Source organism: Paraglaciecola sp. QJM3NY_14, assembly GCF_056173245.1.
Map to the genome: position 1 here is coordinate 3,578,535 of NZ_CM149664.1, position 21,095 is coordinate 3,599,629.

19 protein-coding genes are annotated in these 21,095 nt (G+C 44.8%); 1 reads left to right on the forward strand and 18 read right to left on the reverse strand.

Annotated features, from left to right (window positions below; genetic code table 11):
• Positions 1–63: 63 nt before the first annotated feature.
• Complete coding sequence (locus AC0VYA_RS15285; RefSeq protein ID WP_011575768.1) at positions 64–531, reverse strand: regulatory protein RecX; 468 nt, start codon at positions 529–531, stop codon at positions 64–66.
• Positions 532–557: 26 nt separating this feature from the next.
• Here AC0VYA_RS15285 and AC0VYA_RS15290 point away from each other — a divergent pair, with 26 nt between their 5' ends.
• Positions 558–1,712 (forward strand): GNAT family N-acetyltransferase, encoded by a 1,155-nt coding sequence (locus tag AC0VYA_RS15290; protein ID WP_475488841.1) that lies wholly within the window; start codon positions 558–560, stop codon positions 1,710–1,712.
• A gap of 53 nt (positions 1,713–1,765) precedes the next feature.
• Here AC0VYA_RS15290 and AC0VYA_RS15295 read toward each other — a convergent pair whose 3' ends face one another.
• The 17 genes from AC0VYA_RS15295 to flhB all read right to left on the reverse strand — a co-directional run bounded on the left by AC0VYA_RS15295 (position 1,766) and on the right by flhB (position 21,090).
• Complete coding sequence (locus AC0VYA_RS15295) at positions 1,766–2,353, reverse strand: DUF938 domain-containing protein (RefSeq protein ID WP_041713945.1); 588 nt, start codon at positions 2,351–2,353, stop codon at positions 1,766–1,768.
• Between the two features lie 76 nt (positions 2,354–2,429).
• Entirely contained in the window at positions 2,430–5,054 is a 2,625-nt protein-coding gene (gene metH, locus AC0VYA_RS15300) for a methionine synthase (protein ID WP_475488842.1), read from the reverse strand.
• An 88-nt stretch (positions 5,055–5,142) separates the two neighbouring features.
• On the reverse strand, positions 5,143–6,195 hold the full coding sequence (locus AC0VYA_RS15305; RefSeq protein WP_475491077.1) for a homocysteine S-methyltransferase family protein: 1,053 nt from the start codon (positions 6,193–6,195) through the stop codon (positions 5,143–5,145).
• A gap of 38 nt (positions 6,196–6,233) precedes the next feature.
• The gene (gene metA / locus AC0VYA_RS15310) at positions 6,234–7,160 is read right to left on the reverse strand and encodes a homoserine O-succinyltransferase MetA (RefSeq protein WP_473475147.1); all 927 of its coding nucleotides are present in this window, start codon (positions 7,158–7,160) and stop codon (positions 6,234–6,236) included.
• A 313-nt stretch (positions 7,161–7,473) separates the two neighbouring features.
• A complete protein-coding gene (locus AC0VYA_RS15315) occupies positions 7,474–7,878 on the reverse strand; it encodes a DUF2802 domain-containing protein (RefSeq protein WP_475488843.1) in 405 nt (134 codons plus the stop codon).
• 36 nt (positions 7,879–7,914) lie between these two features.
• Positions 7,915–8,409 carry a chemotaxis protein CheW gene (locus AC0VYA_RS15320; protein WP_011575773.1) on the reverse strand — a complete coding sequence of 165 codons (495 nt, stop codon included), beginning with the start codon at positions 8,407–8,409 and terminating at the stop codon, positions 7,915–7,917.
• A gap of 23 nt (positions 8,410–8,432) precedes the next feature.
• Positions 8,433–9,296 (reverse strand): chemotaxis protein CheW, encoded by an 864-nt coding sequence (locus AC0VYA_RS15325; RefSeq protein ID WP_475488844.1) that lies wholly within the window; start codon positions 9,294–9,296, stop codon positions 8,433–8,435.
• Positions 9,293–10,072 (reverse strand): ParA family protein, encoded by a 780-nt coding sequence (locus AC0VYA_RS15330; RefSeq protein WP_475488845.1) that lies wholly within the window; start codon positions 10,070–10,072, stop codon positions 9,293–9,295. Before AC0VYA_RS15330 ends, AC0VYA_RS15325 begins: the two co-directional genes overlap by 4 nt.
• A 68-nt stretch (positions 10,073–10,140) precedes the next feature.
• Complete coding sequence (locus tag AC0VYA_RS15335) at positions 10,141–11,280, reverse strand: protein-glutamate methylesterase/protein-glutamine glutaminase (RefSeq protein ID WP_475488846.1); 1,140 nt, start codon at positions 11,278–11,280, stop codon at positions 10,141–10,143.
• Positions 11,281–11,304: 24 nt separating this feature from the next.
• The gene (locus AC0VYA_RS15340) at positions 11,305–13,569 is read right to left on the reverse strand and encodes a chemotaxis protein CheA (RefSeq protein WP_475488847.1); all 2,265 of its coding nucleotides are present in this window, start codon (positions 13,567–13,569) and stop codon (positions 11,305–11,307) included.
• Positions 13,570–13,581: 12 nt separating this feature from the next.
• The gene (locus AC0VYA_RS15345) at positions 13,582–14,325 is read right to left on the reverse strand and encodes a protein phosphatase CheZ (RefSeq protein ID WP_473475156.1); all 744 of its coding nucleotides are present in this window, start codon (positions 14,323–14,325) and stop codon (positions 13,582–13,584) included.
• 31 nt (positions 14,326–14,356) lie between these two features.
• Positions 14,357–14,740, reverse strand: coding sequence for a chemotaxis response regulator CheY (gene cheY / locus AC0VYA_RS15350; RefSeq protein ID WP_011575779.1), 384 nt, complete (start codon positions 14,738–14,740; stop codon positions 14,357–14,359).
• A 47-nt stretch (positions 14,741–14,787) separates the two neighbouring features.
• Positions 14,788–15,516, reverse strand: a complete 729-nt coding sequence (locus tag AC0VYA_RS15355; RefSeq protein WP_006993705.1) for an RNA polymerase sigma factor FliA — start codon at positions 15,514–15,516, stop codon at positions 14,788–14,790.
• Positions 15,513–16,379, reverse strand: a complete 867-nt coding sequence (locus AC0VYA_RS15360; protein WP_011575780.1) for a MinD/ParA family protein — start codon at positions 16,377–16,379, stop codon at positions 15,513–15,515. The genes AC0VYA_RS15355 and AC0VYA_RS15360 overlap by 4 nt, the downstream gene beginning before the upstream one ends.
• On the reverse strand, positions 16,376–17,707 hold the full coding sequence (gene flhF / locus AC0VYA_RS15365) for a flagellar biosynthesis protein FlhF (protein WP_475488848.1): 1,332 nt from the start codon (positions 17,705–17,707) through the stop codon (positions 16,376–16,378). Before flhF ends, AC0VYA_RS15360 begins: the two co-directional genes overlap by 4 nt.
• A 34-nt stretch (positions 17,708–17,741) precedes the next feature.
• A complete protein-coding gene (gene flhA / locus AC0VYA_RS15370) occupies positions 17,742–19,844 on the reverse strand; it encodes a flagellar biosynthesis protein FlhA (protein ID WP_011575782.1) in 2,103 nt (700 codons plus the stop codon).
• A 121-nt stretch (positions 19,845–19,965) separates the two neighbouring features.
• Positions 19,966–21,090, reverse strand: coding sequence for a flagellar biosynthesis protein FlhB (gene flhB / locus AC0VYA_RS15375; protein ID WP_011575783.1), 1,125 nt, complete (start codon positions 21,088–21,090; stop codon positions 19,966–19,968).
• Positions 21,091–21,095 lie beyond the last annotated feature (5 nt).

Here is a 21,095-nt window from a genome sequence, read left to right on the forward strand (position 1 = left end):
AACTATTTATTAGTCGGCAAAGATAGCATGTTTTTTGCTAACTTGTTAAGGACTTCAAGGCACTTAGCGCACGCTTTTCATTGCCCGAATTTGTTCATGGCTAAAGCCTCTGTATTGCATAAAACGATTACGTTTTTGTTGCTCCTGCCAATCCTTCGCGGGCTTATGGCCAAACTTTTTTTCAGCTACTTGAATGGCGAGCGCATCCCAATCGATCTCTTGCTCGGTAATAGCAATGTCGATGAGCTCAGGCGCAATAGCGTGCTGACTCAGCTCACTACGTATGATTTTTTCACCTTTACCTTTTGCTACTCGGCTGCGCACAATCATCTCGGCATAACGTAGTTCGCTTTGAACGTCTGCTTTATTAAATTGAGCAATACGCTCTTCGCATAACCCCTTGTCATACCCCTTAGCTGTCAATTTCTGCAACAATTCGTGACAACTATGCTCGCGCATCGATAAATATTTGGTAATACTATATTTAATGTTCTTACTGTCGTTATCTGTCATATCAGGTAATATATTCACCCATCAAAGGGATCCTGTAGAGTGTCATGCGCCAAATATTTGATTTTAAATTTCTAAGCAGCATAGAGCAAATAGACAGTGAGGGTTGGAATGCGATTGCTGAGCAAAGTGACCCGTTTCATCAATATGCTTTTATTGAAGCACTGGAGCTTTCAAAATCTGTGGAAGCCAAAACAGGCTGGCACCCGCAACACCTCACAATTTATCACAATGACACTTTGGTAGGCATTCTACCTTTGTACACAAAGAATCATAGCTACGGGGAGTACGTTTTTGATTTTGCTTGGGCTAATACCTATCGCGAGTACGGTCTAAATTACTATCCCAAATTGATCAGTGCCATCCCCTTTACTCCGGTGCCAGGTTCAAGGTTAATGTTAAAAACCGGCACGGATAAATCACAATTGCTGCCCCAACTCTGCAAAGCCATTCAAACTTACATTTCGCAAAATAGACTTTCATCTATGCATTGGTTGTTTGTGCCTGAGGATTTAAGCGTAGCGTTAAATACACATCAGCACATGATGCGCAGGGCAGTTCAATTTCAATGGTTTAATCGAGACTACCAACATTATGACGATTTTTGCGCGGCGCTTACCTCTAGGCGACGAAAGTCGATTAGAAACGAAAGAAGAAAAGTACGAGATCAAGGGGTAAAACTCGAAAGGGTATTTGCTAAAAACCTGACCCCTGAACATATCGACTTTTTCTATCAGTGTTATCAGCAAACCTACTTAAAACGCAGTGGTCATCAGGGTTACCTTAATCGCGATTTTTTCAACCGATTGTACCACTCGATGCGTGACAATATTATGCTGGTGATGGCCACGCGTGACGATCAGCTTATCGCCAGTGCCCTTTACCTGTATGACGATAAGCAGCTCTATGGCCGATACTGGGGAGCGATGGAAGACATCAATAACCTGCATTATGAATGTTGTTACTATCAAGGCATCGAGTTTTGCATTGAGCAAAATATCGCTACATTTAATCCTGGCACTCAAGGTGAACATAAGATTTTACGCGGCTTTGAACCGATTTTCTGCTACTCAAACCATTGGTTAGCTGAGCCAGCATTTCATGACGGTGTAAGACGCTTCCTTCAGCAAGAAGACGCGGGGATCCGAACATATAAGCAAAACGCCACAGAATTATTGCCTTTCAAAGCAACGCAAGACTAGGTCACTGGTATCACAGAATTATCACGCTCGCCGATAGAGCGCGATGGATTTTACTAAGGTTTACGCCAAATGAGCATGAAATTATTAGCAGGCATAGGTTGTTGCTCTACAAGCTCTAGCTCCCCAGCCCACTGCGTTAACTCTGCTATATCGCGTATGCCACCACAGTCCTCATTCAACAAGTGTTGGTTGAAATCATGATTACTTTGGCTAGTGAACTCCCCGTTTATCGTAAACGGCCCGTACTGACAAAACACACCACCTGAAGGTAACTCTTTAGCTACTGTCTGCATCATGATCTCAGCTTCATGAGGTTGCATAATGTGAGTGGTGTTCGCGGTATATACGCAATCAACGCGGCTGACAGGCCAATTATCAGCCCCAACTTGAAACACCACTGGTTGATATAGATTAGGTGCCGGCAAGTCATCGAGCCAGGCTTGAATACTGGGGTGGTTATAGGCTAAATCACTGGTTTGCCAGTTTAAGTGGGGTAACTCTGGGGCAAAATACACGGCATGCTGGCCTGTGCCAGAACCAATTTCGAGTAAATGACGACGATCTTTCAATGCGCTTTTTAACACCGCTAGGATCGGTAGGCGGTTATTTTCGCATGAGGGACTATAACGTTTTTCAGTCATCGTACTATGAATATCCTTGTGCAGGTTGTACTGCAATAGCATTGGCTAATGGCTTAAAAGCACATCGAATACAGTACTAAGCATGTAGATTCGGGCCTAACCATTTCTCAGCTTCCAACTCAGTCCAACTTTTACGCGTCGCGTAGTCGAGCAACTGATCTTTTTGGATCTGTGCAACAGCGAAGTAACGCGCATCGGGATGAGAGAAGTACCATCCCGAAACGGCAGCCCCTGGCCACATGGCGTAACTTTCGGTCAATTTCATACCTGTGTTCTTCTCGGCATCAAGTAAGTCCCAAATGGCTTGTTTTTCAGTATGCTCAGGACACGCCGCATAACCTGGTGCAGGGCGAATACCTTGGTATTTTTCACGAATGAGCTCTTCATTACTCAGAGATTCATCCGGTGCAAAACCCCAGATTTCTTTGCGTACTTTCTCGTGTAAATACTCAGCAAAGCCTTCTGCAAGACGATCTGCAAGGGCTTTAACCATGATCCCGTTGTAGTCGTCACCATCGGCGATGTAGGCCTCAGCGAGTTCGTCCTCGCCTATACCTGCGGTCACTGCAAACGCACCAATGAAATCCGCTTTTTGCGATGACTTAGGTGCAATAAAGTCACTTAAACAGTTATTAAAGCCTTTGGCCTTTTCTGTTTGCTGACGAAGGTGATGACAGACTTCTCTAACATGAGTGCGCGTTTCGTCTGTATAAACTTCTATATCATCTTCAACCCTATTTGCAGGAAAAATCCCCATGACACCTTTCGCTTGCAGCTTTTTGTTTGCACACAAGTCATCAAGCATAGCGTTGGCATCATCGAATAACGACTGTGCTTCTTTACCGACTACGTCATCTTGTAAAATTCGAGGATACTTGCCAGCCAATGACCATGTTAGGAAAAACGGTGTCCAGTCTATATAAGCGCGCAGCTCTGTCAGCTCTACAGACACGGTTTGAACACCTAATTGTTTAGGTACAGGCGGTGTGTACTGGCTCCAGTCGAAGTCAAAGGCGTTAGCTCGGGCTTGCTCTAAGGTGACGGGACGACTGCGAGGCTTCTTACGGGCATGTTGCTCTCGAACCACGTCATATTCTTTAGAAATTTGCTCGGCGTAAGCAGGCCGATGCTCTTTTGATATCAGCTTTTGGCAGACACCAACAGCACGACTGGCATTGGGCACATAAACCACGGGTTGATCGTAATTCTGTTCAATTTTGACTGCGGTATGCGCTTTTGATGTGGTTGCACCGCCGATAAGCAAAGGTAAATCCAGACCGAGACGTTGCATTTCTTTTGCCACGTATACCATCTCATCAAGGGATGGGGTAATAAGCCCAGACAAACCAATCATGTCGACGTTTTCGTCTTTGGCTACTTGCAAGATTTTAGCGCAAGGCACCATCACGCCTAAGTCGATAATATCGAAGTTATTACACTGCAAAACCACCCCAACAATGTTTTTACCGATATCGTGAACGTCACCTTTTACCGTCGCCAACAAAATCTTACCGTTCGAGCTGCCAACTTCCTTGGTGGCTTCAATGTAAGGATTTAAATAAGCCACTGCTTTTTTCATGACTCGTGCAGATTTAACCACTTGAGGCAGAAACATTTTACCCTCACCGAATAAATCCCCTACTACATTCATGCCATCCATTAATGGCCCTTCAATTACGTGTAGCGGTTTTTCTGCTTGCTGACGCGCAAGCTCGGTATCTTCATCAATGTAATCAGTGATACCGCGCACAAGTGCATGCTCTAGGCGCTTATTCACTGGCAGGTCGCGCCATTCGAGGTTCTCTTTTACTTGCGCCTTACCATCGCCTTGATATTTGGGCGCAAGTTCTAAAAGCCGGTCAGTGGCATCAGGATGACGGTTGAGAATAACGTCTTCAACCGCGACTTTCAGCTCGGCTGGGATCTGGTCATACACTTCAAGCTGACCCGCGTTCACTATGCCCATATCCATTCCCGCTTTTATGGCATGAAATAGAAACACTGAGTGCATCGCTTCGCGTACTGGATTATTGCCGCGAAATGAAAACGACACATTTGATAACCCACCAGATATGTGGGCATGAGGTAAACCTTGTCTGATTCTGCGCGTGGCATTAATAAAGTCCACAGCATAATTGTTGTGCTCTTCAATCCCCGTGGCAACCGCAAAAATATTCGGGTCGAAAATGATATCTTCTGGAGGAAAGCCTATTTTTTCTGTTAATAACAGATAACTACGCTGACAAATTTCAAATTTTCTATCTTCGGTATCCGCTTGCCCTGCCTCATCGAATGCCATCACAACGGTGGCTGCACCATAACGTTTCAGTAATTTAGCTTGATGTAAGAAGTTTTCCTCGCCTTCTTTTAAACTAATGGAGTTAACAATCGCCTTACCTTGAACACACTTTAAACCTGCTTCGATTACTGACCATTTTGATGAATCAATCATAATCGGTACGCGAGAAATGTCAGGCTCTGAGGCAATCAAATTCAAAAAGCGCGTCATTGCTGCTTCTGAGTCCAACATGGCTTCATCCATATTGATATCAATGATTTGCGCGCCGTTCTCCACTTGTTGACGAGCAACATCTAGTGCTTTTTCAAAATCACCTTCTAGGATAAGGCGTTTAAACATGGCGGATCCGGTGACGTTAGTACGTTCGCCAACATTGATAAAAGATGCACTTGCTTGGGTCATAGGTTACTCAATTTACTTAATTTCATTCACTTGCCATTTCACTAAGCCAAAACTCGTCATGGCTCAATACCACTGCTTCAATCCGTATTTAGTGTACAAAGGGCTCAAGCCCAGAAAGACGTAGTTTAATTTCATGTTTTGGGATGACGCGCGGGGCAACGTCTTTAACCACGTTGGCGATAGCGGCGATGTGCTCTGGAGTAGAACCGCAACATCCTCCCACGATATTGACGAGGCCTGATTGCGCCCACTCGCGAATATGCTCAGCCATTTCATCACTTTCAAGGTCATACTCGCCAAATTCATTAGGTAGACCGGCGTTGGGGTGAGCGGATACCAAACATTCCGCCACAGTAGATACTTCATCAACATACTGACGCAACAAATCTGGCCCCAAAGCACAATTAAGACCAAACGAGAAAGGATTTGTATGACGCATTGAATAATAGAAAGCTTCTGCGGTTTGCCCAGATAAAGTTCGACCTGAGGCGTCAGTGATCGTGCCTGAAATCATTATTGGTAACGTTTTGCCTAATGACTCAAAAACGGTGTCTACGGCGAATAAAGCTGCTTTTGCATTTAACGTATCAAAGATGGTTTCCACCATAATCAAATCGGCGCCCCCCTCTATTAAGCCATTCGTCGCTTCTACATATGCTTCAACGAGCTCGTCAAATGTGACATTTCGCTCCCCTGGGTCGTTCACATTAGGTGATATTGATGCAGTGCGACTTGTTGGGCCTAACACTCCGGCCACAAAACGCGGTTTGTCAGGTGTCAGCGCTGTGAATTTATCAGCGGCTTTGCGGGCCAATTTAGCCGATTCTATATTTATCTCTTTGGCCAATGACTGCATGTTGTAATCAGACATGGATATTGTGGTGGCGTTAAAGGTGTTTGTCTCGATGATATCCGCACCTGCGGCTAGGTATGCACAATGAATATCAAAAATGGCGTCAGGCTGGGTAAGCGTTAATAAGTCATTATTGCCCTTAACATCACTATGCCAGTCGGCGAATCTTTCACCACGATAGTCATCTTCTTGAAAGTCATACGCTTGGATCATAGTGCCCATTGCGCCATCTAAAACGAGGATCCGTGATCGTGCGGCGTCTAGTAATGCTTGTTCTGAGGTTACCATTGACACATTTTTTCCTTTAAAACTGATAATAAATAGGTCTAATCTTTGTTCGACAATGATGCTAAATCATAAGGCGTATTCTGATACACGTAATAGTTTAACCAATTGGTAAACAGCAAACTACCGTGCGCTCGCCAAGTGACTAAAGGCCCTTGTGCCGGGTCATCATCAGGATAGTAATTTTCTGGCATGTTGGGGGTTAATCCCGCTTTTAGGTCACGCTTGTATTCTTGATCCAACGAATCAGGATCGTATTCAGGGTGTCCTGTGACGAAGACCAATCGTTTGTCGTCTGAGGCGACTATATAAGCCCCCGTCTTTTCTGAACTAGCTAACACACTAAGTCCTTCAACCGACTCGTAGTCTGCTACGCTTATTTCACCATAACGCGAATGAGGGGCATGAAATACGGGGTCAAAGCCGCGCATTAGTTCGTTATGTTCATCCTTCACTTGATGAGCAAATATCCCACTGAGTTTTTCGTCACGCAACCTACGGTTTTTACCGTGGAAGTGATATAAGGCAGCGTGTGCAGCCCAGCATGAAAACAAAGTGGATTGCACATGGCGCTGAGCCCATTCCAACACCACTTTCATTTTTTGCCAATATTTTACGTCGTCATAATCCAACAATGCCAAAGGCGCACCAGTGACAATCAATCCGTCGTATTGCTTATCCGCCACATCGTCAAAGTTTTGATAGAACGCCTTCATATGAGATTCAGGGGTGTTCTTTGGCGCTTGATTGTCGATGCGTATCAAGTCCACATTGATTTGTAACGGCGTATTGGATAAAAGACGCAAGAACTGCACTTCTGTTTCCATCTTGTTGGGCATTAAATTCAAGATACCGACTTCCAACGGACGAATGTCCTGCATAGCAGCACGATCGGTATCCATCACAAAAATATTCTCACTATTTAGAATGCTTTGTGCAGGTAATTCTGTCGGAATTCGAATAGGCATAGTGGCTCCAAGATGTGTTTAGATAGGTTAAATCTGGAGCAAAACGCCGTAAATGTCAACATCTTTACGTCTAGACGTCTAAACGTAAAAACTGCTTAAGTTCGAAGGAGCATAACCAAGTGCTCCTGTGTTTATCATTTCAACATTTTATGGAGAGACAATCTGTGTTGCGAGATAATTAAATCGATGCACTAGGTGATTAAGAAGAGAATAACCGTGGAAAAAAGCAAGTTAACGCCAAGCAAAAACCGCAAACTTTACCTTAGGGGTAATACGATATGAGCACCTGCAGCGTAACTTGCTCAGTGGAATTTTAGCGTTTGTGTAGATTGTAGATTAGTTCAGCTTCAGCTTTTGGCATATCACATTCGTGCATCAAATCATCAACTGAGTAACCACTGGCCACCAATTTAGCCGCTTGTTGGTACAGGCGACTTTGGGGATCCTGACTAGCGAGTTGCTCTTGTTGGCTAGCGGTTTGTCTTACCGTAGCAACCAGTGCTTTTATTTTGTCTCCCATGCCAATGCTGCCCACGCGCACTTCCTGCAACTCTTGTTGGTTAGCAAGCAATTGCTCTTGTAGTTCGCTCAACGATTCTTGTTGCCACTCATTCTGACGCTGCAATAAAGCAATACGTTTCGCCAAAACGGCGAAAGCACCGATAAATAATAAAATGGCGACCACAATAACCACGTAAATCAGATGGCTTATTTCCACAATTGCGTCCAAATCAGTTAATAACGAAACAGAGCATTAAATATTGGTTAACTCTTCCCACTCTTCATCACTTAAGAGTTTATTCAGATCGACTAAAATAAGTAACTCACCTTCTCGATTGCTCACACCTTGAATAAATTTGGCACTTTCTTCTGTACCTACATTAGGCGCGCTGTCTATTTCTGATGAGCGCAAATAAACAACCTCAGCAACACTGTCTACTAAAATGCCCACTACTTGTTCGTCAGACTCAATAATGACGATACGTGTGTTGTCCGTTAAATCTGTTGGCTCCAAGCCAAAGCGCGCACGAGTATCGATAACCGTTACCACATTACCTCGTAAGTTTATGATACCTAATACGTAATCTGGAGCGCCAGGAACAGGGGCAATCTCGGTGTGACGTAATACTTCTTGAACCTGCATAACATTGATGCCATAGGTTTCTTCCCCTAGCTTATATGTTACCCACTGCAAGACTTCATCGTTTCGATCAGATGGTACGTTATTTGATGTTTTGTCATCACTCATTTTTAATACTCCAGCAGCAATTGCTAGTTGTCTTTACTATTCATACCCTGCTGCAAAAGTGAAATTAATTGCTTCACGTTTACCAAGGCACACATCTTTTTCTTTACCATACCGCTAAGCCAAGTGCGCTTTCCGTCAAACTTGCGCCACTTAACATCTTCAGCTTGTAAGGTGATGGTGTCAATAATACGCTCACACGCCAAACCCCAACCGCTGCTATCTAGCATGATAAGATATTGATTTTTAGCTGAATCCGCCAGCTTTTCATTACATTTTTCAGGCATAACCCACATTGCAGTGTCGACAACTTTCATTTTTTCATCACGATGAAGCATCACCCCTTTAAACCAGTTCGGTTTACCAAAAATAGGCGTAACATCAGCTAACTGGTGGATCCCGCCAAGCTCAGTCAGTGGCAGTGCCAGAGACAACCCGGCCACTTCGAATATAAGTACTTGAAATACTTCATGATAAATACCTGTATCTTTAGCTACAGGGTTATCCGCGTTTTGGCTTTGCTTATTAACGGCACTGTCAGTATCTACCGTGTTGACCGTCACGCTCTCGTGTTGTTCGTGGCTGGGAAGTTCGGCGTCCTTTAGACTGTGTTCAAATACTTCATCGCTAGCAGGTTGCTCGTCGATACGTTTAGCCAGCACGTTATCGCTATCAATTTTTGCAGGCTCAAGCACAACTTCACTGGAGACTGAACTAGTCAGTTCTGTATGCAACACTGAGGCAGAGTCGAGCAACTGACTGACATGCTGCAACGACGCGTTTTGCTCAATCTCTTCGGTGAGTGGCCCATCTTGCTCGACATCTTCGATAAGTAAGGAAGACAAATATTCTTCCATAACGCTTTTTTTGCCTGGCGGTTTAGCATTCATTTCGCAGCCCCTAACAAACGTAAATGACGCAACAAACTTGTGTACGCTACCACACCTCGTGCTTTAGGCGCGTGAATTGAAGGTAACGCGTGGTTTGAACTGGCGTCTCTAAACTTAGTATCGATAGGAATTAATCCCTGCCAAACGTTATCACCATGGGTTTCTCGTAATGTGTGATAGGCGCCTATTGCCGCTTTTACGCGTTTATCAAACATGGTCGGCACTATGGTATAGCGAAACTCCTTACGTAATGACTGCTGCATAATGTGCAACGAGCCAAGCATTCGCTCTAACCCCTTGAGCGCTAAAAATTCGGTTTGAACTGGAATAATCACTCGGGTAGACGCAGCCAACGCATTGACCATGAGTACACCTAACACAGGCGGGCAATCAATTAACGCGTACTCGAACTCATCTTCGATCAACCCGAGCGCTTTTTTAAGGGTTAACCCCATGCCACTTTGATTCCCTAGCTTGCGATCTAATGTGGCTAGCGCCATGCTAGCAGGCAAGATGAACAGCGAGTCAAGTTTAGTTGGGCATAAGCAATCTAAAACAGCGTCTTTGTCTAAAGGCCCTTCGTGAATAAAGATATCGTATAAACTGCGTGATAATTCGTCAGAATCAATACCAAAATAGTAACTTAAGGACGCATGGGGATCGGTATCGATTAGGACGACCTTTGCTCCACGCTGCGCAAGCAAACCACCTAGGGTGACTGTTGTCGTAGTTTTACCGACGCCCCCTTTTTGGTTTGCTACTGTCCATACTTTCACGATAAATACCTTTCAGTCGCCTGCTGTTTTTTTAACTCTCTATCGAAAGTGTCAAAATACGTCAGTTTCTACGCCATCTCTTTTAAAATATGGCTTTCAAACGCATCTATAGAAAACTCTTTTTCAGCGATACCTGCATTCATTACAGCTTGTGGCATGCCATATACTACTGAGCTTAGCTCATCCTGCACCCAAATTTTTGCACCTTTACTTTTTAGCTTACTGGCGCCAAGTTTTCCGTCAGAGCCCATCCCTGTGAGTATGACCCCTAACACATCGCCTTGATATACATGCGCAATTGACGCAAACGTAATATCAACGCAGGGCTTATACAGTATATCGGCACTGTCTGGTGCATCATAAATTCGAAAAGAAACACGTTGACTATCGCCCTGAACGGTCATTTGACGACCTCCAGGCGCTAAATACGCGACGCCTGCTTTAACTTCTTCACCGTTCATCGCTTCTTTTACAGTCAATTGCGACAACTGATTCAGTCGCTCTGCAAATGCCTTAGTAAAGGAGCCCGGCATGTGTTGCACAATAAAGATAGGATAAGGAAAATTCTTTGGGACAGCTGTGAGCACTTTTTGTAGAGCAACCGGCCCGCCTGTGGACGTGCCAATCGCTAAGCAGCGATACTTTTTACCCGACGGAATACCACTGGACGAAGAATGATAAAGTGGTGCTCCCAACGGAACACTACTGGTCGCTTGCACTGAGCGTTTAGCAGGATTTCGACTAACCGGCTTATTAAACAAAATCGCTTTAGGAGGGGCCACACGCACAGAAGCGGGGCGCAGTCCGTGTTGCTTTCTACACAAGCTTTTGACCCGAGATTGCAAAAGCGCAACGGCATCTTGACGATTTGCCGCGATATCTTCGAACTTCTTGGGTAAGAAGTCCATTGCGCCTGCGTCCAGTGCGTCCAAGGTGGCTTTAGCACCTTGAAGTGTCAATGAAGAAAACATAATGATGGGGACGGGTTTACGGGCCATTATTCTTTTGACGGCAGTGATCCCATCCATGATAGGCATCTCCACGTCCATAGTCACTACATCAGGATTAAGCGTAGCGACCATCTCAATTGCTTCTTGACCATTTCTGGCCTCACCTATGACTTGTAAACTGGGGTCTTGCTCTAGAATTTCTTTTACACGGCGCCTAAAAAAAATCGAATCATCAACAACTAATATCTTGTATGCCATGTGTATTTTGTAAAAACCTCGTGTTTAACGCGCTTGTCGAATGGCATCGGCTTTTTTCTTAGCATAATGCTTTAGTAGGCCTGGAACATCTAGGATCAATGCAATCCCACCATCACTGGTAATCGTTGCGCCAGCCATGCCAGGAGTACCTTGTAGCAATTCATCTAATGGCTTAATCACCACTTCTTCTTGACCGATGAGCGCATCAACCACAAAACCGAGTTGCTGGGTACCAATTTGCACGACAACAACGTGTCCTTTGGCGCGATCTAGCGGGATTGGCTTAGCATTTTTGCGTACTAACCACTCGCGTAAATAGAATAATGGGATCGCTTTGGAACGAACGATTTTTGTTAATTGGCCATCAACTGTATTAGTTTTACTCATATCCATGTTGATAATTTCATTTACCGAGCCTAATGGCAGTGCGAAGGTTTGATCGCCAACCACTATCATAAGAGTCGGTAATATTGCCAAAGTCAGTGGCACTTTAATTTCTAGCGTGGTGCCTTTGCCCAGCACAGAATCGATATTGACCGTACCATTTAGCTGGTTAATTTTGGTTTTCACCACGTCCATACCAACGCCACGGCCTGACACTTCGGATATTTCAGTTTTGGTCGAGAACCCCGGAGCGAAAATTAAATTAAATGCTTCTTCATCTGTCATTCGAGCCGCGGCATCAGCATCTAATACGCCTCGAGAAATAGCTATTTCTTTAAGCTTATCAGGGTCCATGCCTTTACCGTCATCGACTATGCTCAGCAAAATATGATCACCTTCTTGAGAAGCTGATAGCTTTACCGTACCTAAAGATGGCTTGCCCGCTGCGACCCGATCCGCTGGCATTTCTATACCATGATCCACTGAATTTCGTACTAGATGCACCAGAGGATCAGCAAGGGCCTCGACTAAATTTTTGTCTAAATCTGTTTCTTCACCCTCTAGTTCAAGGGTAATTTCTTTCTTCAAGGTGCGCGCTAAGTCACGCACTACTCGAGGAAAACGCCCAAACACTTTTTTGATGGGCTGCATGCGCGTTTTCATCACGGCGCCTTGCAAATCGCCGGTGACCACGTCTAAATTAGCAATCGCTTTTGACATACTTTCGTCGTTGACGGATAAACCTAAACTAAGCAACCTGTTACGCACTAATACCAACTCACCTACCATATTCATGATTTGGTCTAAGCGCTTAGTATCCACCCTAACCGTCGTTTCCGGCTGTGGTGCTGCGGGACGCTTTTCCTCACGCTTAGAAACAGCCGACTTGTCCGCCGCCCCAGGGCTTTTGGCAGGTATATTGGCTTGGCTAGAGGCAATGCTGGGCACACTCGACTTAGTGTCGTTACTTTTATCAGTGGCTTTTTCACTTGCGGATTGCGACGGCGTGTTATCAGATACTGCAGACTTTACTGGAGTGTTTGGCGCTTTACTTGTTTCTCCGTTAGCTTCTTTTTTGGTAACAGGCCCTTGCCCTTTACCATGGAGCTGATCGAGTAACGCTTCGAATTCATCATCACTGATATCTTCTGATTCAGAATTTGGGCTTGCTACGGGCGCGTTAGTCGATTCAGAGGGAGCGTCTTGAGAGCCGCCAAACTGCCCTTCTCCATGAAGCTGATCGAGTAACGCTTCAAACTCATCGTCACTAATATCGTCACCATCACTACTCATATCAGCGCCACTGGAAGACTCTGTGGATTGTGGCGGCTTATTTGATGGTGATTGCGATGCTCCTCCAACGGGATTACCTTCACCGTGAAGTTCATCAAGCAAGGCCTCAAACTCGGATTCGTCAAAGTCATCCGAATTTGTTTTAGGCTGAGATGCCGCTTCACTGGGCGCCTCGATTGCTGGCGTTTCGATAATTGGAGGCGCAGCAACTTGGTCTTGCGCCTCTGGCTTACTCAGGCGATGCAATGTATCTAATAACGATTGCTCTGCTGCTACCAAGGGTTTGTTCGATTTTACATCTTCAAACATGGCGACGACTTCGTCGGTTGCTTGAAGAATAATATCCATTAACTCCGGCGTTAATGAACGTTGGCCATTACGCATGACATCGAATACGTTTTCAGCGCCGTGACAAATATCGACTAATTCGGTTAACGAAAGAAAGCCCGCGCCACCTTTAACCGTATGGTAGCCTCTGAAAATCGCATTCAGTAAATCCGAATCTTGCGGATTATTTTCCAACTCAACCAGCTGTTCTTGAAGCTGCTCTAGTATTTCACCCGCTTCTACTAAAAAATCCTGAAGGATCTCCTCGTCAACATCAAACCCCATATTGTAACGCCTCTAAAATCCTAAACTTGACAGTAAATCATCAACATCATCTTGATTAGATGCGACGTCATCACGGTTAGCTGCATCGAGAATTGGGCCTTCCGCTTTAACACTATCGGCTTGTTTATCAGATATATGAGGAATTTCCGTTGACTCTGATCCACCGAACATCGTTAACATATGCACTAGGCTGTCTTCTACTTCTTTAACTAGTTCAATGACCCGGCGAATAATTTGCCCTGTGATGTCCTGATAGCCTTGAGCTAGTAGCATCTCGGTTAATAATGCGTTTAATTTTCCAGACTCGTCCTTCCCCTCTTCTAAAAACGTGTCGAGGCGTCTGCACAGGGCATTGAATTCGCCCAGCTCTAACTGACGATTAAAAAGCTTCTTCCACTCAGGAATGATTTCGTTCATTTCAGAATTGAGCTTTTCGGCAATGGGCATGCAATCATCGACTAAGTCCATCGTGCGATTCGCGGCTTGCTCAGTGGTTTCAATAACATACGTGAGCCGCGTTTTAGCGTCAGGGATCTCTTCATTCGCTAAATTAGCAATACGTTCATCGAGTTGAAAGTTATTCAAAGAATCATGAAGTTGGCGAGTTAATTTACCCACCTCTTCGAACAGTTCGACAGAATTGGTGTCATTGACACTATCGAGAAGCTGCTGAGCGCCTTGATTATTACCACTTTCAAGTAAAGCGACTAATTGCTTTGCATCTTCTAGCTTCATGGGGGCTGGATGTGAGGTCATAAGGCCTTCCTTATCGTTGAGAAAAGCCTGACTAACCTAAGCGTTCAAATATCTTGGCCAACTTCTCTTTAAGGGTCGCAGCAGTAAATGGTTTGATAACATACCCATTAACACCAGCCTGCGCCGCCGCTACAATTTGTTCTTTTTTGGCTTCTGCCGTTACCATTAACACTGGTGTGTGTTTAAGGTTTTCATCAGCACGGATCGCCCGCAATAAATCAATTCCTTGCATGCCTGGCATGTTCCAGTCAGTCACTACAAAATCAAAATCACCTTGTTGAAGCATAGGCAATGCGGTACTGCCATCATCCGCTTCTTGAATATTAGTAAAACCTAGATCTTTCAATAGGTTCTTGATAATGCGACGCATTGTCGAGAAATCATCAACAACCAAAATTTTCATATTCTTATCCAAAACTTTCTCCGCTCGAGGCAAAATCAAAACATTTATATGTTATTTGTTTATTCTTCAATACGCCAAGTCTGCATTTTACTTTTTAGTTTTAGCATAGCTTGGCTGTGTATTTGGCTAACACGTGATTCACTCACGTCTAGAACTTCACCTATTTCACGTAGATTCAATTCTTCGTCATAGTACAATGATAATACAATTGCTTCACGCTCAGGTAAGGTTGTAATGGCATGGGCTAAGGCTTTTTGAAAAGAGCCTTGGAGCAAATCTTCAAACGGAGTATCAGAGCCTTTAGTTTGCTCTGTTGTCACCACATCTTCCGATACCCCTAAATCTTCCATGCCAATAATTTTACCTGCATTCACTTCACCGAGCATTTGGTGATATTGCTCAATGCTCACTTCAAGTTTTTTGGCTATATCTACATCTCTGGCGTCACGGCCTGTCTCACGCTCAACTTTATTAATGGCATCCGTTATCGCACGGCCATTTTTATGCACAGAGCGTGGTGTCCAATCACCTTTTCGAATCTCGTCAAGCATAGAGCCGCGAATTCGAATCCCTGCAAAGGTCTCAAAACTCGCACCTTTGGTGCCATCGAAGTTACGAGACGCTTCAAGTAAACCAATCATACCGGCTTGAATGAGATCGTCGACCAATACGCTGGCGGGTAAGCGGGCAATAAGATGATGAGCAATGCGCTTTACCAATGGAGCATGACGCTCCACCAGTGCATTTCTGTCATCTAACTGCTGATACGCAGCGGCTTTACTGTTCACCGAATATCGCCCACGGCTTTTTTGGCCACCAACTGCTCTAGGAAGAACTCTAAATGCCCTCCTGGCTGAGAAGGCACTGGCCAACCTGCTGCCTGTTGAGCTAGCTTTTTAATAGCGATAGCCGCTGGCGAAGTTGGATATGCTTCAACAATCGCTTTTTGCTTACGAACCGACTTACGAATATTTTCATCAAACGGTACTGTGGCGACTAGTTCTAAGGCCACGTCTAAAAAGCGGTCGGTGACTTTTGTTAACTTATTGAACAACTCTTGTCCTTCTCGCATATTACGCACCATGTTGGCGACAATTTTAAAACGAAAAACACCGTGCTCTTTATTCAAAATTTTGATCAATGCATAGGCATCTGTGAGGGATGTGGGTTCATCACACACTACCACTAAGATATCTTGTGAGGCACGTGAGAAGCTTAAAACCATATCAGAAATACCCGCCGCAGTATCAACGATTAATACGTCAATCTGCGAGCGCAGCTCACTGAATGCTCTAATTAAGCCTGCATGTTCGGTTGGAGTGAGTTCAGTCATTGACTGACTGCCAGAGGTTGCTGGCGCAATTTTAATCCCGTGGGGACCTTCAACAAGGACTTCGTCTAGAGTGCATTCCCCTGACAATACATGTGAAAGGTTTTTCACGACACGTAAGCCAAGTAACACATCCACGTTGGCTAAGCCTAAATCTGCGTCTAATACCATGACTCTCTTACCCTGCTGGGCCATAGAGATCGCGGTATTTAACGTGACGTTGGTTTTACCCACGCCGCCCTTACCACCGGTAACGGCGATCACTTTAATTAATCGAGATTGATTCATTCTTCTTAAGCTACTCGCTTGGTCCTCAATCATACTGCCACTGCTGCGTTATTTAGTGAGTTACCACTAGTATGAATTAATACGTGCTTTTTATAAAGCTTAGCGGCGCTGGTTATTAAAAATTTTGCATCTGCCACTTTCAAGTCTTCCGGAACCTTTTGGCCATCGGTAATAAAGCTCACGGACAATTTGTGCTCGATGGCCGCACTAATTGCCTCTCCAAGACTGTAGCATTCATCTATTTTGGTGAAAATACAACCCTGTAAAGAAATCTGTTTGTAAGCAGCAATGGTTTGCTGCATAACTTGATATTGACTGTTGGCTTGCATGACCAAATAACTGCTGATATTCGCCGTTGTACTCTGCTTCAACGTTTCTAACTGCTTGATCAGTCTAACATCTCTTTGCCCAAACCCTGCAGTATCAATAAGTATAAGTCGCTTATTCCTAAACTGGAATAACAGATCTGATAACTCTTCAGCGTTCTGCGCTTTTTTCACCGAGCAACCAATAATTCTGGCATAGGTAGAAATTTGCTCGTAAGCAGCGATTCGATAGCTGTCAATGGTGATCAAGCCGACGTTTTGAGCACCGTATTTTTGCGCAGCTTGTGCGGCAAGTTTTGCCACAGTCGTTGTCTTCCCCGTCCCAGTAGGGCCCATTAAAACTGCGATGCCGCCTTTGGTCAGTAAATTACTTTCTTCAGTTTGTATGCGATTAGCCAGCAGTTTTAATAAAAACAACCAAGCTTGACGCTCATCAGTATCTGCCGGGGTATAAGAAACCACTTCATTGGCCAGTGCTTCACTGATACCCATCTTTTGTAACTTGTTGGTTAAATAGCCGTGTAAAGGATGGTTTCGTCCTTTGTCTTGTTGCAAAAGACCAGCCACTTGGAACTGAAGCACATTACGTAAAGAGGCTAGCTCTTGACGCATTTCATTTAATGCGTCTTGCTGATGCGGTACGTTGGGTACTTCTGGTTGCGCCTGCGTTTGGCGTTGCGGCTGACTTGTTACATTTTGAGGCCTTGCAGGCTGCGCAACAGGCTGACTCACTTGATGAGCTGACTCTTTTGCTTGAATTTGTTTTTCAAGCAATGCTCTAAGACTATCCGGTCCGCTGTCACCGATGATTTCACTGAGGGTAGGAGTGGATTCTGCTTTGGGCTTCGGTGCAGAAGCCAAACTGGACTCGGCGCGCTTAGGGCTTGCAGCTGGCTCTTTGTCATATGCAGCGACAATTTCCACGCCATTGCTTAGCTTTTTATTAGACATGATGACTGCGTCATCGCCCAACTCGTCTTTGACTTGTTTCAAAGCTTCGCGCATGTCTTTGCCATAAAAGCGTCTAATTTTCACAATTTACCCCTTGCTACTTGCATCTGGTGACGGACTATTGACCCACCGCACTGACTATTTTAATTTGTTTGTCATCTGGAATTTCTTGATATGACAACACATGCAAACCTTGTACTGCGTGTTTCAAGAACCTTGATAACACGGGGCGCAACATACCTGAAGTAAGTAACACGGCAGGTTCGCCCGCTAATTCTTGCTGTTGAGAAGCATCATTTAGTGACTTTTGTAAACGTTCAGCTAAACCAGGTTCTATTCCTGCGCCATCTCCTCCACCGGCTTGTAATGACTGGTGCAACATCTGTTCCAACTCTGGCGCCAAAGTTATGACTGGTAACTCAGCTTGTCCGCCGTTGATCTCTTGAATAATTAGGCGCTTAAGCGAGATACGCAGCGCCGACACTAATACATCAGGATCTTGACTCTTAGGTCCATACTCACACAAGGTTTGTACAATGGTGCGTAAATCACGGATAGGCACGCCTTCGTACAATAGCGTTTGCAGCACTTTAACCACGGTACTAAGTGACAAAATATCAGGCACTAAACCTTCGACTAATTTAGGGCTTTGCTTGGCAAGCATGTCCAGCAATTGCTGAACCTCTTCATGACCAAGTAGTTGATAGGCATTATTAGTCAGAAGTTGACTTAGGTGAGTCGCGACAACCGTGGCGCTATCCACAACGGTATAACCTAACGTTTGTGCATGCTCACGTTGGTTCGAGCGGATCCAAACGGCATCTAAGCCAAATGCAGGATCTTTTGTAACGGTTCCATCTAATTTGCCAAATACCTGACCTGGGTTAATCGCCAGTTCGTCGTCGTGGCTGATTTCGGCTTCGCCAACAGAGACCCCCAACATGGATATGGTGTAATTGTTAGGACTTAAATCTAAATTATCGCGAATATGAACTGGGGGAATAAGAAAGCCAAGCTCTTGAGACAATTTCTTACGAACCCCTTTAATACGTGTCAATAACTCGCCGCCTTGTGATTTATCTACCAGCGGGATCAAGCGGTAACCTACTTCTAAACCAATGGTGTCAACGTGTTGTACGTCATCCCAACCTAGTTCTTTAATTTCAGCAGGTTTTGGTGTGCCACGTTCTTTTTCAGGCGCCAATACTTCCGGCTGTGAGGCCAATTTCTTTTCGCTCCAGTGCTGGTAATAAGCATATCCGCCCACTAACGCACTAAACCCCAAGAAAGCCACATGCGGCATGCCCGGCACTATACCCATGACAAACAAAATACCACTGGTGATGTATAACGCTTGGCGATTACCTAATTGACGAGTGAGTTCTTGTCCCATTTCTTGGGAGTCGTTTTCACGAGTGACGATTATCGCTGTCGCTACAGACAACAATAACGAAGGAATTTGTGCAACTAGGCCATCACCTATGGTTAGCAATGTATAAATCTCGACGGCCTGCCCGAAGGCTAAGTCGTGTTGAAAAATGCCAATGAATAAACCGCCCACTATGTTGATCAACATAATGAATAACCCTGCAACCGCATCCCCTTTTACGAATTTAGACGCACCGTCCATTGAGCCATAGAAGTCGGCTTCACTGGTCACTTCAAACCGGCGTTTACGGGCTTCATCTTGGTCGATAAAACCTGCGTTTAAATCTGCATCAATGGCCATTTGCTTACCTGGCATTGCATCTAACGTAAAGCGTGCGCTCACTTCTGAGATACGTCCAGCACCTGCGGTCACCACTTTAAAGTTAATAATCAACAGAATGGCAAATACCACAATACCCACAGCGTAGTTACCACCAATAACCACTTCGCCAAATGCTTGGATCACTTTCCCCGCCGCATCACCGCCTTCGTGCCCTTCCAGCAAAACAATCCGTGTTGATGCCACATTCAAGGCTAAGCGCAGTACAGTGGCAATTAGCAGAACGAGTGGGAAAATTCCGAAGTCGACGGGCTTCTTAGTGAAAACAGACACTAAGATAATGACCAGTGATAAAGCAATATTAAAGCTAAACAGCACGTCGAGAAGAAACGCTGGCATGGGTAAAATAACCATTCCCATGATGGCCAACAATACAAGAGGCGCACCAAGTCCAGACATAACAGACTGAAATTGATTTTTGTCGAAACGATTAAGATAAGCTGTTAGTTGCATAGCGCGTATTTTTTGACACCTGACGGACGTTTTACTTCATAAAGCAACTACCGCGCCAAATGAGGTAAAACACCCCTACGCCATGCATTAATCTTTAGTCTAACCGCAGGCTGGTGAGACTTTAGCGCCTCAATTCGTAAGGGATAGGAAGGTTTGTGGGTACTGACTTAGGACGTTTTCCCTTGCCATTTTTGTAGGCTTTTAGTTGAAAGACATAAGCCAAAATTTGCGCCACGGCCATGAATAGCTTAGCCGGGATCTCAGACTCCACTTCAGTAGAGTAATAAATTGCTCGAGCCAACATGGGCGATGCGACAATAGGCACTTCATGTGCGTCGGCTATTTTACGTATATGCATCGCCATTTCATCGACCCCTTTGGCAACGAGCACGGGTGCTCGGGTGCCTTGTTGGTCATATTTCAAGGCGATGGAATAATGCGTCGGGTTCGTTACCACCACATCGGCCGTAGGTACTTCTTGCATCATACGGTTTGCAGCAGCTTGAAATTGTAATCGACGAATACGGTTTTTAACCTGTGGGTCACCTTCAGCGTTTTTGTTTTCGTCTTTCACTTCCTGTTTCGACATTTTCATTTCTTTGTTGTGCTTGTAACTTTGATACGGCACATCAAACGCCGCGATAGGAATAAGTGCGCAGCACATCATGAGAAATGCCCATGATATTAAGTCCATCGCATGAAATAAGTTTTGTGGATACAGCTCTAAATCAAGGTGTAAAGCTTCATCCTTAAATACCAACATAGCGACATAAGCCATGCCCATCACCACTATCACTTTGGCTATCGCTTTAAGCAATTCAACTAACCCATTCATACCAAACATACGCTTAAAGCCAGCGAGCGGATTGAGCTTATTGGCTTTAGGTGCCGCACCCTGCCAGGTGAAATTGTAGCCACCAAGCGCAATATTGCCGTAAATGCCCGCTGCGGTAATGATGACCATGTACAGCATAACGGGCGTAGCGACTGTTTCGATCGCTGAGCCCCATGCTTGAAACATATGCGTAAAGTCATAGGTTTCATCACGCGATAGAGTAAATGTGCGCTGAGTAACTAGGTAAATCGCCTTGGCAATTTGCCCTCCCATCATGATGAACGCAGCAGCGCTAAAGACTAAAACAAGGGCCGTCGAGAGTTCTTTGGATCGCGCGACTTGGCCCTTTTTTCTGGAGTCGGTGATCTTTTTGGATGTGGGGTCTTCTGTTTTTTCATTAGCGTCAGACATAAACC

Coding starts and splice junctions, on each gene's coding strand:
- metA (WP_473475147.1), bottom strand. CDS start 7,160: ATGCCTATTCGAATTCCGACAGAATTACCTGCACAAAGCATTCTAAAT.
- AC0VYA_RS15335 (WP_475488846.1), bottom strand. CDS start 11,280: ATGGCATACAAGATATTAGTTGTTGATGATTCGATTTTTTTTAGGCGC.
- AC0VYA_RS15340 (WP_475488847.1), bottom strand. CDS start 13,569: ATGGGGTTTGATGTTGACGAGGAGATCCTTCAGGATTTTTTAGTAGAA.
- AC0VYA_RS15325 (WP_475488844.1), bottom strand. CDS start 9,296: ATGAATGCTAAACCGCCAGGCAAAAAAAGCGTTATGGAAGAATATTTG.
- flhB (WP_011575783.1), bottom strand. CDS start 21,090: ATGTCTGACGCTAATGAAAAAACAGAAGACCCCACATCCAAAAAGATC.
- AC0VYA_RS15305 (WP_475491077.1), bottom strand. CDS start 6,195: ATGGTAACCTCAGAACAAGCATTACTAGACGCCGCACGATCACGGATC.
- flhA (WP_011575782.1), bottom strand. CDS start 19,844: ATGCAACTAACAGCTTATCTTAATCGTTTCGACAAAAATCAATTTCAG.
- AC0VYA_RS15295 (WP_041713945.1), bottom strand. CDS start 2,353: ATGACTGAAAAACGTTATAGTCCCTCATGCGAAAATAACCGCCTACCG.
- AC0VYA_RS15290 (WP_475488841.1), top strand. CDS start 558: ATGCGCCAAATATTTGATTTTAAATTTCTAAGCAGCATAGAGCAAATA.
- AC0VYA_RS15360 (WP_011575780.1), bottom strand. CDS start 16,379: ATGATTGAGGACCAAGCGAGTAGCTTAAGAAGAATGAATCAATCTCGA.
- AC0VYA_RS15320 (WP_011575773.1), bottom strand. CDS start 8,409: ATGAGTGATGACAAAACATCAAATAACGTACCATCTGATCGAAACGAT.
- AC0VYA_RS15345 (WP_473475156.1), bottom strand. CDS start 14,325: ATGACCTCACATCCAGCCCCCATGAAGCTAGAAGATGCAAAGCAATTA.
- metH (WP_475488842.1), bottom strand. CDS start 5,054: ATGACCCAAGCAAGTGCATCTTTTATCAATGTTGGCGAACGTACTAAC.